The sequence below is a fragment of the Vibrio sp. 10N.261.52.C2 genome (assembly GCF_041471425.1).
Lineage (GTDB): Bacteria > Pseudomonadota > Gammaproteobacteria > Enterobacterales > Vibrionaceae > Vibrio > Vibrio crassostreae_C.
Genome location: NZ_JBFROH010000043.1, coordinates 53,724 through 66,612, shown reverse-complemented (window position 1 = coordinate 66,612; position 12,889 = coordinate 53,724). Strand labels below are relative to the sequence as shown.

Here is a 12,889-nt window from a genome sequence, read left to right as displayed (position 1 = left end):
AACGGATGAAACTTGTCAAACGCTCCGATAGTGTGAGCAAAGAAACCAATCAGCTAGGTGTGTCTCGACGTGCCTTCATGAAAAACACTTCATTAGCTGCTGGTGGCGCAGTGGTAGGCGCAAGTCTATTTGCACCAGGTATGATGAAGAAAGCACAGGCTAAATCAGTCGATCCAGAAGCGAAAACAGAAGTGAAACGTACTATCTGTTCTCACTGTTCTGTGGGTTGTGGTATCTACGCTGAAGTTCAAAATGGCGTATGGACAGGTCAAGAGCCTGCATTCGATCACCCATTCAACGCTGGTGGACACTGTGCGAAAGGTGCAGCACTTCGTGAGCACGGCCACGGTGAACGTCGTCTTAAGTACCCAATGAAATTGGAAGGCGGTAAGTGGAAGAAGCTTTCTTGGGAACAAGCGATTGAAGAGATCGGTAACAAAGCGCTAGAACTTCGTAAAGAGTCTGGCCCTGATTCAGTTTACTTCCTAGGTAGTGCGAAACACAGTAACGAGCAAGCTTATGCATTCCGTAAGATGGCTTCGCTTTGGGGCACCAACAACGTTGACCACCAAGCACGTATTTGTCACTCAACCACAGTAGCCGGTGTTGCGAACACTTGGGGTTACGGTGCAATGACAAACTCGTTCAATGACATGCACAACTGTAAATCGATGCTGTTCATTGGTTCAAACCCAGCGGAAGCTCACCCAGTAGCGATGCAACACATCTTGATCGCGAAAGAGAAGAACAACTGTAAGATCGTTGTTGCGGATCCTCGTCGTACGCGTACTGCTGCGAAATCAGATCACTACGTTTCTCTTCGTCCAGGTTCTGACGTTGCGTTTATCTGGGGTGTGTTATGGCACGTCTTTGCAAACCAATGGGAAGACAAAGAGTTCATTAAACAACGTGTATTCGGCATGGACGAGATCCGTGAAGAAGTCGCGAAGTGGAACCCAGCAGAAGTTGAACGCGTAACTGGTGTTAGTGAAAAAGACGTATACCACACCGCGAAACTACTTTCTGAAAACCGTCCGGGTTGTATCGTTTGGTGTATGGGTGGTACTCAGCACACGACTGGTAACAACAACACACGCGCTTACTGTGTACTTGAGCTTGCGCTAGGTAACATCGGTAAATCAGGCGGCGGTGCAAACATCTTCCGTGGTCACGATAACGTACAGGGCGCAACTGACCTTGGCGTACTGTCAGACACACTTCCAGGCTACTACGGCTTGTCTGAAGGTTCTTGGCGTCACTGGTCAAAAGTTTGGGATATCGACTTTGACTGGGTGAAAGGCCGTTTCGACGACAACGCATACGGCGGTCAAAAACCAATGAACAGTGCAGGTATTCCTGTATCTCGTTGGGTTGATGGCGTACTTGAAGACAAAGACAAGATTCGCCAACGCGAAAACATCCGTGCCATGTTCTATTGGGGTCACGCGGTGAACTCTCAGACTCGTGGTCCAGAGATGAAAAAAGCGATGCAGAAGCTGGATATGATGGTTATTGTTGACCCATACCCAACGGTTGCAGCGGTAATGAATGATCGTACCGACGGCGTTTACCTGCTACCAGCAACGACTCAGTTTGAAACCTACGGCAGTGTAACGGCGTCAAACCGTTCTCTACAGTGGCGTGACAAGGTTGTTGATCCTCTATTCGAATCTAAACCTGACCACGAAATCATGTACCTGCTTTCTAAGAAGCTTGGTTTCTCTGATCAGCTGTTCAAAAACATCCGTGTTGAGAACAACCAACCACTGATTGAAGATATTACACGTGAATTCAACAAAGGTATGTGGACAATCGGCTACACAGGCCAAAGCCCTGAGCGTTTGAAAGAACACCAACAGAATTGGCACACATTCCACAAAACGTCTCTAGAAGCAGAAGGCGGTCCAGCAAATGGCGAGACTTACGGTCTACCTTGGCCATGTTGGGGCACACCAGAGATGAAACATCCGGGTACACACATCCTTTACGATACGTCTAAGACGGTTGCTGAAGGTGGTGGTAACTTCCGTACTCGTTTTGGTGTTGAGTTTGAAGGTCAAAGCCTACTGGCAGAAGACAGCTACTCGAAAGGCTGTGAGATCAAAGACGGCTACCCAGAGTTCAGTGACAAACTACTGAAACAACTGGGTTGGTGGGATGATCTAACTGCAGAAGAGAAAGCGGCTGCTGAAGGCAAAAACTGGAAGACTGACGTTTCAGGTGGTATCCAACGTGTGGCAATTAAACACGGCTGTATCCCATTTGGTAATGCGAAAGCACGTGCGATTGTTTGGACATTCCCAGACCGTGTACCACTGCACCGTGAGCCACTTTACACGCCACGTCGAGACCTAGTTGCTGATTACCCAACGTGGGACGACAAAGAAGCTATCTTCCGTGTTCCTACGCTTTACAAGTCGATTCAAGAGCAAGACAAATCTGGCGAATACCCGATTATCCTGACCTCTGGTCGTTTGGTTGAGTACGAAGGTGGTGGTGAAGAAACCCGTTCTAACCCTTGGCTAGCAGAACTACAGCAAGAGATGTTTGTTGAAGTGAACCCGAAAGATGCAAACGACATCGGCTTTAAAGACGGTGACGATGTTTGGGTTGAGGGCGCAGAGAAGGGCCGTATTAAGGTGAAAGCGATGGTTACACGTCGTGTAAAACCGGGTCTGGCATTCATCCCATTCCACTTCGGTGGTAAGTTCCAAGGCGAAGATTTGCGTTCTAAATACCCAGAAGGCACTGATCCTTACGTTATTGGTGAAGCTGCTAACACAGCAACCACATACGGTTACGACCCTGTCACGTTGATGCAGGAAACGAAAGTAACCCTTTGTAATATTCGTAAAGCGTAAGGAGTCTTAAAATGGCTAGAATGAAATTTCTTTGTGACACCAAGCGTTGTATCGAATGTAACGGTTGTGTCACTGCATGTAAGAATGAAAATGATGATGCTCTGGAATGGGGTATTCAACGTCGTCGCGTTGTGACACTGAACGATGGCGAACCAGGTGAAAACTCTATCTCAGTAGCGTGTATGCACTGTACTGATGCCCCTTGTATGGCAGTTTGCCCGGCAGACTGTTTTGAACATACGGAAGACGGCATCGTACTTCACAATAAAGATCTGTGTATCGGTTGTGGTTACTGCTTGTTTGCTTGTCCGTTTGGCGCACCTCAATTTCCTAAACAGGAAGCCTTTGGTGAGCGCGGTAAAATGGACAAGTGTACCTTCTGTGCTGGCGGCCCAGAAACAGAGCCAGGTTCTGTTGAAGAGCGTCAAAAATACGGTGCGAACCGTATTGCTGAAGGCAAACTGCCAATGTGTGCTTCGCTTTGTTCAACTAAGGCACTGCTAGCGGGTGACGCAGAGAAAGTTTCTGATGTTTTCCGTCAGCGTGTTGTTGAGCGTGGTGCGAAGGGTGCAGGCTGGACAGACGGCAATGACCTTTCTTACGATGCGATGAAGAGCTAGTTAGGAGAGACATATGCTTACAATGTTTAAGCGTCTCTTCCTTGTTGTGCTGCCAATGTTGGCAGCACTAACAATGCTGTCTCCTTTGAGTCATGCATCTGAGACGAACTCATCACAAACTCAATCGAGCTCTGCTGAAAGAGAAATCACACAACTTGCTGGCGCTGATTTTTGGCGACAAGTAAGAAACGGTGAAGAAGGTTACACCACATCTCAATCGGCTGAGCACGGTGTGTTGATCAGTACCCCAGGTCAAACGTGGTACATATTGAAAGAGAAGTGGATGTCACCAGCCGGTGCTGTCGCTATCTTTGGCAGTATTGCTTTCGTTACTCTAATGTACGTTGTGATTGGCCCATTAATGCTGAGTGCGCCAAGAACAGGCCGTAAGATCAAACGTTGGTCTCGACTAGACCGTGCCTTGCACTGGAGTATGGCGTTTACCTTCTTAACACTGGCGTTCAGTGGTTTGATGTTGGTTTACGGTAAACACTTCTTGAAGCCGTACATTCCAACGGATCTGTGGGGCTTCATCGTTCTACTAGCTAAGCAATACCACAACTACATCGGCCCAATTTTCTATGTGCTGTTGATGGCTGTTCTTATCAAGTGGTGGCGCAAGTCTATCTTCAAGATGGTCGATATCCAGTGGTTCATGAAACTAGGTGGTATGGTCGGGAAACATAAAGGTTCTCATCCATCTGCAGAGTTTTCCAACGCGGGTGAGAAAGCGCTGTTCTGGCTATTGATTGTAATGGGTAGTGTGGCTGCGATCAGTGGCTTGGTTTTAGACTTCCCAATCTTCGGTCAAACGCGTCGTGATATGGAGCTTTCAAACCTAGTCCACATGTTGGCTGCTTTGATCCTTATCTGTGGTTTCGTGTTCCACATCTACATCGGCTTGTTCGGTATGGAAGGCGCACTAGAAGGCATGGTAACAGGCGAAGTTGATGAAACTTGGGCAAAAGAGCACCATGACCTTTGGTACAAAGAAGTGATGGAACAAGAGAAAAACGGCGTTGAACAAAGCGCTAACGCAGCAACAGAGAAAAGTGAAGGGGTGAATAAGAATGAACAAACCTCATAAAGGTATTTGGGTTGCTTACATCCTCAGCTGTTTTACACCATTTACTTGTCTTCTCTCTGGTGTAATTGCCATCATCTACGCGGGCTATCGTTTAGATAAAGGTGAAGACGGCGAAGTAGTGGATACCCATTACTACGGCTTGATTCGCTCGTTCTTCTTGAACTTGACGTTCTTTGTTGTACTTATCGTGACAGTAGCGACCTCTAATGGCGTGTTGATCGGTGTGAACGATTACTGGTATCAAAATCATATTATCGATGACATCGCTTACTACATACCGTATGTAGGCATGTTGTTCGGTGGTGTTGCGATTGTGGTTTGGTTTATCCGTATGTATCAAGGCATGCAGCGTTTAAGTCAAAACCTACCGCAAAACCCGTCGACAGGACCAAACCTGTAACGCTGAGACGTTAATGACATATCTAAAGAAAGCCCAGTGATTCATTGAACTGGGCTTTTTGTTTTTAAGTCCCCGGAACCGTAAATAGTTGTCAGCCGCTATCTGCATCATAACCTACTTATTGACCGCTTCAATATGGTGCAACTCCCTTATTTGGTGCAATTGTCGTTGCGATTTTTTTTGGTGTAAAGGACCATAAAAGTGCACCTAAATATTTAGAGATTAATAATCAACAACTTAAAGAAAGAAGCTGTTGCACGAAAATTACCCTTCACACTTGGAACACATCTTGCGTTCACTGTTGAGTCTTTAATTAATTACAACATTGAATCGCACGATATCAGTGCAAATCAGATAAAGCGAAGGAGAATGCTTTAATGAGTGAAACGGTGACTCAAGTTCATAGTGCAGTACAAACCCTTACCCAAAGTTCAGATACTTTATTCCTATTACTCGGCGCAATCATGGTCTTCCTGATGCATGCTGGCTTTGCGTTTCTCGAAGTCGGTACCGTGCGAAAGAAGAACCAAGTCAACGCGCTGGTTAAGATCCTTTCCGACTTTGGTGTCTCCGCCATTGCTTACTTCTTTATCGGTTACTGGGTTGCTTACGGTGCACACTTTTTTGCAGACGCAGAAACACTTTCGCAAGGCAACGGATATGAACTGGTTAAGTTCTTCTTCCTAATGACATTCGCAGCGGCAATTCCTGCGATTGTTTCTGGTGGTATCGCAGAGCGTGCTCGTTTCTATCCAATTTTGATTGCGACACTGTTTACGGTTGGTTTCATCTATCCATTTTTTGAAGGCATCATTTGGAACGGCAACTTTGGATTCCAAGATTGGCTAGAAGGTCAGTTTGGTTACGTGTTCCATGACTTCGCAGGCTCGGTAGTGGTTCACGGCGTAGGTGGTTGGATTGCTTTGGTCGCAGTTTACTTCTTAGGGATGCGTAAAGGTCGAATCCGTGCAGGCAAACACACCAACTTCGCACCATCGAATATCCCATTCTTAGCACTAGGCTCTTGGATCTTATGTGTGGGTTGGTTTGGCTTTAACGTGATGTCAGCTCAAGCGATCAATGGCATCAGCGGTCTCGTGGCAATGAACTCTCTCATGGCCATGGTTGGCGGTATTCTTGCGGCTCTAATTGCAGGTAAAAATGACCCGGGCTTCATCCACAATGGTCCTTTGGCTGGTCTCGTCGCTATCTGTGCGGGCTCAGATTTGATGCACCCACTTGGCGCTTTGGTGACGGGCGGTGTGGCAGGTGCGCTGTTTGTTTACCTATTTACTTATATGCAAAACAAAACACAGATCGATGATGTACTGGGTGTATGGCCTCTACACGGCGTATGTGGTGCCTGGGGTGGCGTTGCTGCTGGTATCTTCGGCCAACAAGCTTTCTGGGGTCTAGGCGGCGTGAGCTTTGCTTCTCAGTTGATTGGTACAGTCGCAGGTGTTGCTGTTGCTTTCGTCGGCGCGTTAATCGTATACGGTGTGTTGAGCAAACTAACAGGCCTACGCTTAAGTGAAGAAGATGAATTCAACGGTGCGGATCTTTCTATCCATAAGATCTCTTCTATCAACGAAGACTAACGTTGTTCACTTGGTGGGGTAAAGCACATCAAGTAGACAACTGTTGAACAGAACTAAGCGGCTTCGGTCGCTTTTTTGTTTCTATGGATAGCAAAACAGAGAATTTGAGTAACAACAACCACAACTATCAAGCGAGTTATGTCACAAATAGCCAATGAATTCAGTTGCCTAAGACTATGGTCTAATCCCCAAAACTATTGTTGGAATTTGAACAGTGCTAAGCTGTTACAAAGTGACATATCTAAAAGGACGTTATATGCATTTCCCATATCGAAATATCGTAATTCTTACTGGCGCTGGCATCTCTGCAGAGTCGGGGATACAAACATTCCGAGCACAAGACGGGCTATGGGAAAACCACAAAATCGAAGATGTAGCGACGCCTGAAGGGTTCGCAAAAGATCCTGACTTGGTACAAGCCTTCTATAACAAGCGTCGTCACGGCCTGCAAAGTGAGAGCATTCAGCCAAATTCAGCCCACAAGGCGCTAGGAGAGCTCGAAGACAAGCTTGATGGCAAAGTTACCATCATTACTCAAAACATCGACAATTTGCACGAGAGAGGCGGTAGCAACAACATTATTCACATGCATGGTGAACTTTTAAAAGCGCGTTGCAGTGAATCCAATCAAGTTGTAGAGCACAAAGGCGATATTGAAACGGGTGAACTTTGTCATTGCTGCCAAATCCCTGCACAAATGCGTCCACATATTGTTTGGTTTGGCGAAATGCCACTAAGAATGGGCGACATTTATTCCGCACTGGAAGAAGCGGATCTGTTTATCTCTATCGGAACTTCAGGTGTTGTTTATCCAGCGGCAGGCTTTGTTCACGATGCGAAAATGCATGGTGCACATACTATCGAGATAAACCTCGAACCAAGTGCGGTTGAAAGTGAATTTGAAGAGAAGCGCTACGGCAAGGCGAGTATCGAGGTGCCTAAACTGGTTGGCGAGTTATTATGTACAGAGAAAGGTTCTTTAACGGCCTAAGCCTTGTCTTTAATAACACACATCAGTATCTGAATCTGAAAAAATAAAGCGGCTTACGCCGCTTTATTTACTTAACTTCTTAACTAACAATAACTTAGTTGTTTACTTTAAGTTTTTGGAAGTACTCGTCATAAATAACGCTCGCTTCACCAACTTCATCTTGCCACACACCGTTATCCATCACTGATTGTGGTGGGAAAACGTTCTTGTCTTCAGCAAATTCTTTAGGAAGAAGAGGGTAAGCGGTTTTAACTGGTGTCGGGTAACCGATCTCTAGAGCAATTTTCGCAGCGTTCTCTGGGCGAAGAAGGAAGTCGATCATCTTATGAGCCGCTTCAGTGTTCTTAGCGCCTGCTGGAATTGCTAGGCTGTCCATCCAGAAGATAGCGCCTTTTTCTGGCCAGATAATGTCAATCGTTGCGCCTTCTTGGCGTGCCATGTAAGCAGAACCATTCCAAAGCATACCAAGAGACACTTCACCTGCTAGGTAAGGGTTCGCTGGGAAATCTGAGTTAAATACCAATACGTTTGGCATTAGCTTACGAAGTTCTTCGTAGGCTTCTTTGATTTCTTCAGGGTTAGTCGTGTTTGGAGAGTAGCCCAGTTTAGATAGAGCGATATGGAAAACCTCACGAGAGTCATCCATCATCATCAGTTGACCTTCCCACTGCGTATCCCACAGATCGCCCCAGTTTTTAACTGAAGACTTGTCTAGCATGTCTGAGTTGATACCAATACCCGTCGCACCCCAGATGTATGGGATTGAGTAGTTGTTATTTGGGTCAAATGGCTTATCTAAGTAATTTGGATCCAAATCTGCAAAGTGGCTTAGCTTGGTTTTATCAAGCTCTTGAAGCATGCCTTCTTTACGCATCTTAGAAACGAAGTAAGTAGAAGGAACCACTAAGTCGTAACCCGTACCTTGAGTTTTTAACTTAGCGTACATGCTTTCGTTAGACTCATAAGTTGAGTAGTAGACTTTAATGCCCGTCTCTTCTGTGAAGTCTTCTAGTACTTCATTTGGAATATATTCAGACCAGTTGTAAAAATACAGTTCTTGGTCAGCTGCGAAAGAGGGTGTAGAAAGTAAAGTAGCAGCACACAATGCGCCGGTATACAGTGTTTTTTTCATTACTGTTCCGTTCATTTGTTTGATTTGGAGCTGGGTAGTGAACCCAAGGTAAAGGATTTCGAAAAATCGCGCTATATTATAGCAGCGATATAATAAAATAGGCAGCCTAAGCTGCCTATTCATTGATATTCTTATTTTTAACTTATTGATTATCTACGTTGACCTGTTAAGTAAACTGGTTACTTAGCCACAGTTAGATAATAAGCTAAATTACTGACCTGCTTTAAGTTTCATGAAGTAATCTTCGTACTTCACTGTCTTATCGCCAACCGCAGCTTGCCATTCAACACGATCAAGGTCTTCTTGCGATGGGAATAGCGCAGGGCTATCTTTGAACTTCTCGTTAGACGCTTTAACGGCCGTTAGGTAGCCTGTGTCACGAGAAATTTGCTCAGCAATTTCAGGGCGAAGTAGGAAATCAATCATCTTATGAGCTGCTTCTACGTTTACCGCACCAGAGCTAATCGCAAAGTTATCAACCCAACCGATACCGCCTTCTTTAGGGAAAACCAGTTTGATTGGTAGACCTTCGTTTTGCGCTGCAGCAGCAGAACCGTTCCACAGCATACCAAGACCCACTTCACCAGACATGTAAGGCGCGCCTGGGTTGTCTGAGTTAAATACTAGAACGTTTGGCATAAGCTTTTGTAGCTCAGCGTACGCTTCGTCGATCTCTTTTTCGTTGGTTGTGTTACCAGAGTAACCTAACTTACGCAGTGCGATGTGGAACACTTCACGAGTGTCGTCCATCATCATCAGTTGACCTTCAAGCTCTGGCTTCCATAGATCAGCCCAGCTTTGGAAATCTTCTGGATCGTACATGTCAGTGTTAACAGCAAGACCTGTGATCGCAACTACGTGTGGAATAGAGTAGTCGTTATTTGGGTCGTACGGCTTATCTAGGTAGTTAGTATCTAGATTCTTAAAGTTGTCCAGCTTAGTTTTGTCGATCTTTTGTAGCATACCTTCGTCACGCATCTTAGATACGAAGTAAGTCGACGGCACAACTAGGTCATAGCCTTTGTTGTGTGTTTTTAGCTTTGCGTACAGGGTTTCGTTCGACTCGTAAGTCGAGTAGATCACCTTGATACCAGTTTCATCAGTGAACTGTTCTAGAATCTCACTGTTGATGTAAGGTCCCCAATTCATGAATACCAATTCTTTGTTATCTTTTGCAAATGATGGTGCAGATAACATTGAAAGCGCACATGCACTACCAGCTAATAGAGTAGCCCATTTTTTCATTGACGTTAGCTCCAAACTAAACGTTGCCCGAAGGCAGTAGATAGAAAAACAGAATGGCAATTTACCATTCTGTTTATGATTAACACTTTTTTTGAACTTGAAGTCTCTTAACTTCTTAATCAAGCCAGTCTCTATATAGAGTAGGAGACTTACTTGATTTTTTCTCTCGCTAATGACTGAGAAATGATCACCAGTATTAACGACACCACTAACATCACTGTTGCTAGGGCGTTTACCTCAGGAGAGATACCCACTTTAACCATTGAGTAAATCTTCAGTGGTAAGATTTCATACGTTGGGCCGGTTACGAAAGAGCTAATGATTACATCGTCCAAAGACAGAGTGAAGCTCAATAACCAACCCGCAGCAACCGCTGGCTTAGCAAGAGGCAGAATGATCTGTTTTAGAATCGTCCATTCACTTGCACCTAAGTCTTTTGCTGCTTCTAGCATCTTCACATCAAAGCCATTCAAGCGACTGTATACCGTTACTACAACAAACGGTAGACAGAAGGTAATGTGAGCAGCAAGTAGGGTAAAGAACCCAAGTTGAACACCCATTACCAAGAATAGCGCAAGAAGCGAAATCGCCATTACGATATCTGGTGACATCATTACGATGAACAACATGCCATTTACGATGCCTTTACCTTTAAATTGGTAACGGAATAGGGCTACTGCTGTAAGGCTACCGACAATCGTTGCGGCTGTTGCTGAGAACACCGCTACATTGATCGAGTGCCACGCAGCCTGCATTAGGCTGTCGTTGTTAATAAGCGCGTCATACCATTTAGTCGTGAAGCCACCCCATTTCATACCAAACTTATTGGCATTAAATGAGTTCGCAATCAATACGATAATAGGTAGGTATAGAAAGGCGTATACCAGCGCCATAAAGCTGAACTTAACTGTGCGACCCATTAGTCTAGCTCCACTTTCTTGTTCAATAGCTTACCTGCTCGGTAGTAGGCATACAGCATCACAGCCATTGCCATGGTCAGTGCGATACTCGTCGCTGCACCAAACGGCCAGTCTCGAGCGTTGAGCACCTGGCTCTTAATCACGTTACCAATCAATAGGTTCTTAGCTCCGCCTAATAGGTCAGAGATGTAGAACATACCTAACGCTGGCAGCAGTACTAACAAACAGCCGCCGATAATGCCCGGCATTGTTAGTGGCAGTACCACTTTCAATAGCGTTTGCAGTTTGTTCGCACCTAAATCTTTAGCCGCTTCTAAGTACGTATCGTCCAGTTTTTCAATCGCTGAATACAGCGGCAGAATCATAAACGGAAGTAGGATGTACACTAAACCGATCATTACTGCGGTTTCTGAGTACATGATACGTAGCGGTTTATCAATGATATCTAGCGTTAACAAGCTTTTGTTCAAGACACCTTGCGTACCCAGTACAATTTTTAATCCGTAGGTACGAATCAAAGAGTTAGTCCAGAATGGCACTATCACTAGGAACAACATGATTGGACGCCACTTCGTAGGCATTTTTGCCACGATGTAAGCGAACGGGTAACCAATAATCAAACAAAGTAGGGTTGCGACAATTGCCATATAGAAAGAGTGCATCAACACTTTAAAATACAGCGGGTCAGCCAAACGCACGTAGTTATCGAGAGTGAAGGTCATCTCGATCAAGTTCGCTTCATCACGAGTAAGGAAGCTAGTACCAATGATCATGATGTTTGGAATCATCACGAACAGCACTAACCAACCTGTGATTAAAGCAACAATTGCGTTTTGTAAATTAAACTTCTTGCTCATCTTCTAATACCACTTCCCAGCTCTCAACCCAAGTTACTGCAACTTTTTGGCCCAGTGAGTGATCAACATCAGGGTCATCTTCGTTGAAGAATTCGCTAACCATGACACGCATACCAGATTCAAGTTCTACGACTGAATCTAATGTCATGCCTTTATAGGTTCGCTCGACAATGTGGCCAACAATACCGCGTTGCTCAGACTCTTTAATTTCTTCGATACGAAGATCTTCAGGGCGAAGCAATACTTGCAGTTTTTGACCCGGTGTTACGTCTTTATCGTGATAGATAATGGACTCTTCACCTTCGATTGTCGCAACAATGCGTTTTTCATCTTGACGAGATTTCGCTGTCGCTTCGAATACGTTAATTTCACCAATGAAACGCGCTACAAATAGGTTCTTAGGCTCTTCGTAGATCTCTCTTGGTGTTCCGTCTTGTTCAATCACGCCATCACGCATAACAATAATACGGTCAGACATAGACAGCGCCTCTTCTTGGTCATGCGTTACAAAAATGAACGTGATACCAAGTTGGCGTTGTAATTGTTTCAGCTCGATTTGCATCTGTTTACGCAGTTTGTAATCCAGAGCAGATAGAGATTCATCCAACAAAAGAACTTTAGGCTTATTAACGACAGCACGAGCGATTGCAATACGTTGCTGTTGACCACCAGATAGCTGGTGTGGCTTTCGTTGTGCCATTTGTTCTAGGCGCACCATTTTCAAAGCATCCATTACACGAGGTTCAACCTCGCTGTTTGGAACTTTCTGCATGCGTAAGCCAAATGCCACATTGTCGAAAACAGTCATATGTGGGAATAGGGCATAGCTTTGGAATACAGTGTTTACATGCCTTTGTTCAGCAGGAACTTGGGTTACGTTTTGTTCAGCTAATAATATTTGACCACTATCTGCCGTTTCAAAACCCGCAATCATTCTTAGTACGGTTGTTTTACCACAACCTGATGGGCCTAAAATCGTGAGAAACTCACCATGATTTACGTTTAAATCCAGATTGCCGATGACTTCCTTACCATCGAAACTTTTACTGATGCCAGTTAGCTGTACTACTGGCTTTCCTACTGATTTTTTAGCGTTCAACGTCTGTTTTTCTCCACCTTGGTTCTATTTGAGACCTGTTGCTATACACCTTTAAGGCGCGCATCATAATCACCAAAAA

At 44.9% G+C, this 12,889-nt stretch carries 11 protein-coding genes; 6 read left to right on the top strand and 5 right to left on the bottom strand.

Features of this window, described 5'->3' with window-relative positions:
• Nucleotides 1-5: 5 nt before the first annotated feature.
• The 6 genes from AB4307_RS16485 (at nt 6) to cobB (ending at nt 7,557) form a co-directional block, all read left to right on the top strand.
• Entirely contained in the window at nt 6-2,861 is a 2,856-nt protein-coding gene (locus tag AB4307_RS16485) for a formate dehydrogenase subunit alpha (RefSeq protein ID WP_017063869.1), read from the top strand.
• Nucleotides 2,862-2,872: 11 nt separating this feature from the next.
• Complete coding sequence (fdh3B, locus tag AB4307_RS16480) at nt 2,873-3,481, top strand: formate dehydrogenase FDH3 subunit beta (protein WP_004733723.1); 609 nt, start codon at nt 2,873-2,875, stop codon at nt 3,479-3,481.
• A 13-nt stretch (nt 3,482-3,494) separates the two neighbouring features.
• Nucleotides 3,495-4,568, top strand: a complete 1,074-nt coding sequence (locus tag AB4307_RS16475) for a formate dehydrogenase subunit gamma (RefSeq protein ID WP_017103163.1) — start codon at nt 3,495-3,497, stop codon at nt 4,566-4,568.
• Nucleotides 4,552-4,968 carry a hypothetical protein gene (locus AB4307_RS16470; protein WP_102506500.1) on the top strand — a complete coding sequence of 139 codons (417 nt, stop codon included), beginning with the start codon at nt 4,552-4,554 and terminating at the stop codon, nt 4,966-4,968. Before AB4307_RS16475 ends, AB4307_RS16470 begins: the two co-directional genes overlap by 17 nt.
• A 377-nt stretch (nt 4,969-5,345) precedes the next feature.
• Nucleotides 5,346-6,566, top strand: a complete 1,221-nt coding sequence (locus tag AB4307_RS16465; RefSeq protein WP_017059625.1) for an ammonium transporter — start codon at nt 5,346-5,348, stop codon at nt 6,564-6,566.
• 256 nt (nt 6,567-6,822) lie between these two features.
• Nucleotides 6,823-7,557, top strand: coding sequence for a Sir2 family NAD+-dependent deacetylase (gene cobB, locus AB4307_RS16460; RefSeq protein ID WP_017063867.1), 735 nt, complete (start codon nt 6,823-6,825; stop codon nt 7,555-7,557).
• A 94-nt stretch (nt 7,558-7,651) separates the two neighbouring features.
• On the opposite strand, the gene AB4307_RS16455 is transcribed toward cobB, so the two are convergent.
• From AB4307_RS16455 to potA, 5 genes are all read right to left on the bottom strand, one after another.
• Nucleotides 7,652-8,689 carry an extracellular solute-binding protein gene (locus AB4307_RS16455; RefSeq protein WP_017059627.1) on the bottom strand — a complete coding sequence of 346 codons (1,038 nt, stop codon included), beginning with the start codon at nt 8,687-8,689 and terminating at the stop codon, nt 7,652-7,654.
• A gap of 210 nt (nt 8,690-8,899) precedes the next feature.
• Nucleotides 8,900-9,934 carry an extracellular solute-binding protein gene (locus AB4307_RS16450; RefSeq protein WP_265974036.1) on the bottom strand — a complete coding sequence of 345 codons (1,035 nt, stop codon included), beginning with the start codon at nt 9,932-9,934 and terminating at the stop codon, nt 8,900-8,902.
• A gap of 149 nt (nt 9,935-10,083) precedes the next feature.
• Complete coding sequence (potC, locus tag AB4307_RS16445) at nt 10,084-10,854, bottom strand: spermidine/putrescine ABC transporter permease PotC (protein WP_017059629.1); 771 nt, start codon at nt 10,852-10,854, stop codon at nt 10,084-10,086.
• Nucleotides 10,854-11,711 (bottom strand): spermidine/putrescine ABC transporter permease PotB, encoded by an 858-nt coding sequence (potB, locus tag AB4307_RS16440; RefSeq protein ID WP_372132571.1) that lies wholly within the window; start codon nt 11,709-11,711, stop codon nt 10,854-10,856. The genes potC and potB overlap by 1 nt, the downstream gene beginning before the upstream one ends.
• The gene (gene potA / locus AB4307_RS16435) at nt 11,695-12,810 is read right to left on the bottom strand and encodes a spermidine/putrescine ABC transporter ATP-binding protein PotA (protein WP_017070545.1); all 1,116 of its coding nucleotides are present in this window, start codon (nt 12,808-12,810) and stop codon (nt 11,695-11,697) included. Before potA ends, potB begins: the two co-directional genes overlap by 17 nt.
• Nucleotides 12,811-12,889 lie beyond the last annotated feature (79 nt).

Bases quoted from the DNA above. Each gene is read 5' to 3' on its own strand.
- potC (WP_017059629.1), bottom strand. From the start codon at position 10,854: ATGGGTCGCACAGTTAAGTTCAGCTTTATGGCGCTGGTATACGCCTTT.
- cobB (WP_017063867.1), top strand. From the start codon at position 6,823: ATGCATTTCCCATATCGAAATATCGTAATTCTTACTGGCGCTGGCATC.
- AB4307_RS16465 (WP_017059625.1), top strand. From the start codon at position 5,346: ATGAGTGAAACGGTGACTCAAGTTCATAGTGCAGTACAAACCCTTACC.
- AB4307_RS16470 (WP_102506500.1), top strand. From the start codon at position 4,552: ATGAACAAACCTCATAAAGGTATTTGGGTTGCTTACATCCTCAGCTGT.
- AB4307_RS16475 (WP_017103163.1), top strand. From the start codon at position 3,495: ATGCTTACAATGTTTAAGCGTCTCTTCCTTGTTGTGCTGCCAATGTTG.
- potB (WP_372132571.1), bottom strand. From the start codon at position 11,711: ATGAGCAAGAAGTTTAATTTACAAAACGCAATTGTTGCTTTAATCACA.
- AB4307_RS16450 (WP_265974036.1), bottom strand. From the start codon at position 9,934: ATGAAAAAATGGGCTACTCTATTAGCTGGTAGTGCATGTGCGCTTTCA.
- fdh3B (WP_004733723.1), top strand. From the start codon at position 2,873: ATGGCTAGAATGAAATTTCTTTGTGACACCAAGCGTTGTATCGAATGT.
- AB4307_RS16485 (WP_017063869.1), top strand. From the start codon at position 6: ATGAAACTTGTCAAACGCTCCGATAGTGTGAGCAAAGAAACCAATCAG.
- AB4307_RS16455 (WP_017059627.1), bottom strand. From the start codon at position 8,689: ATGAAAAAAACACTGTATACCGGCGCATTGTGTGCTGCTACTTTACTT.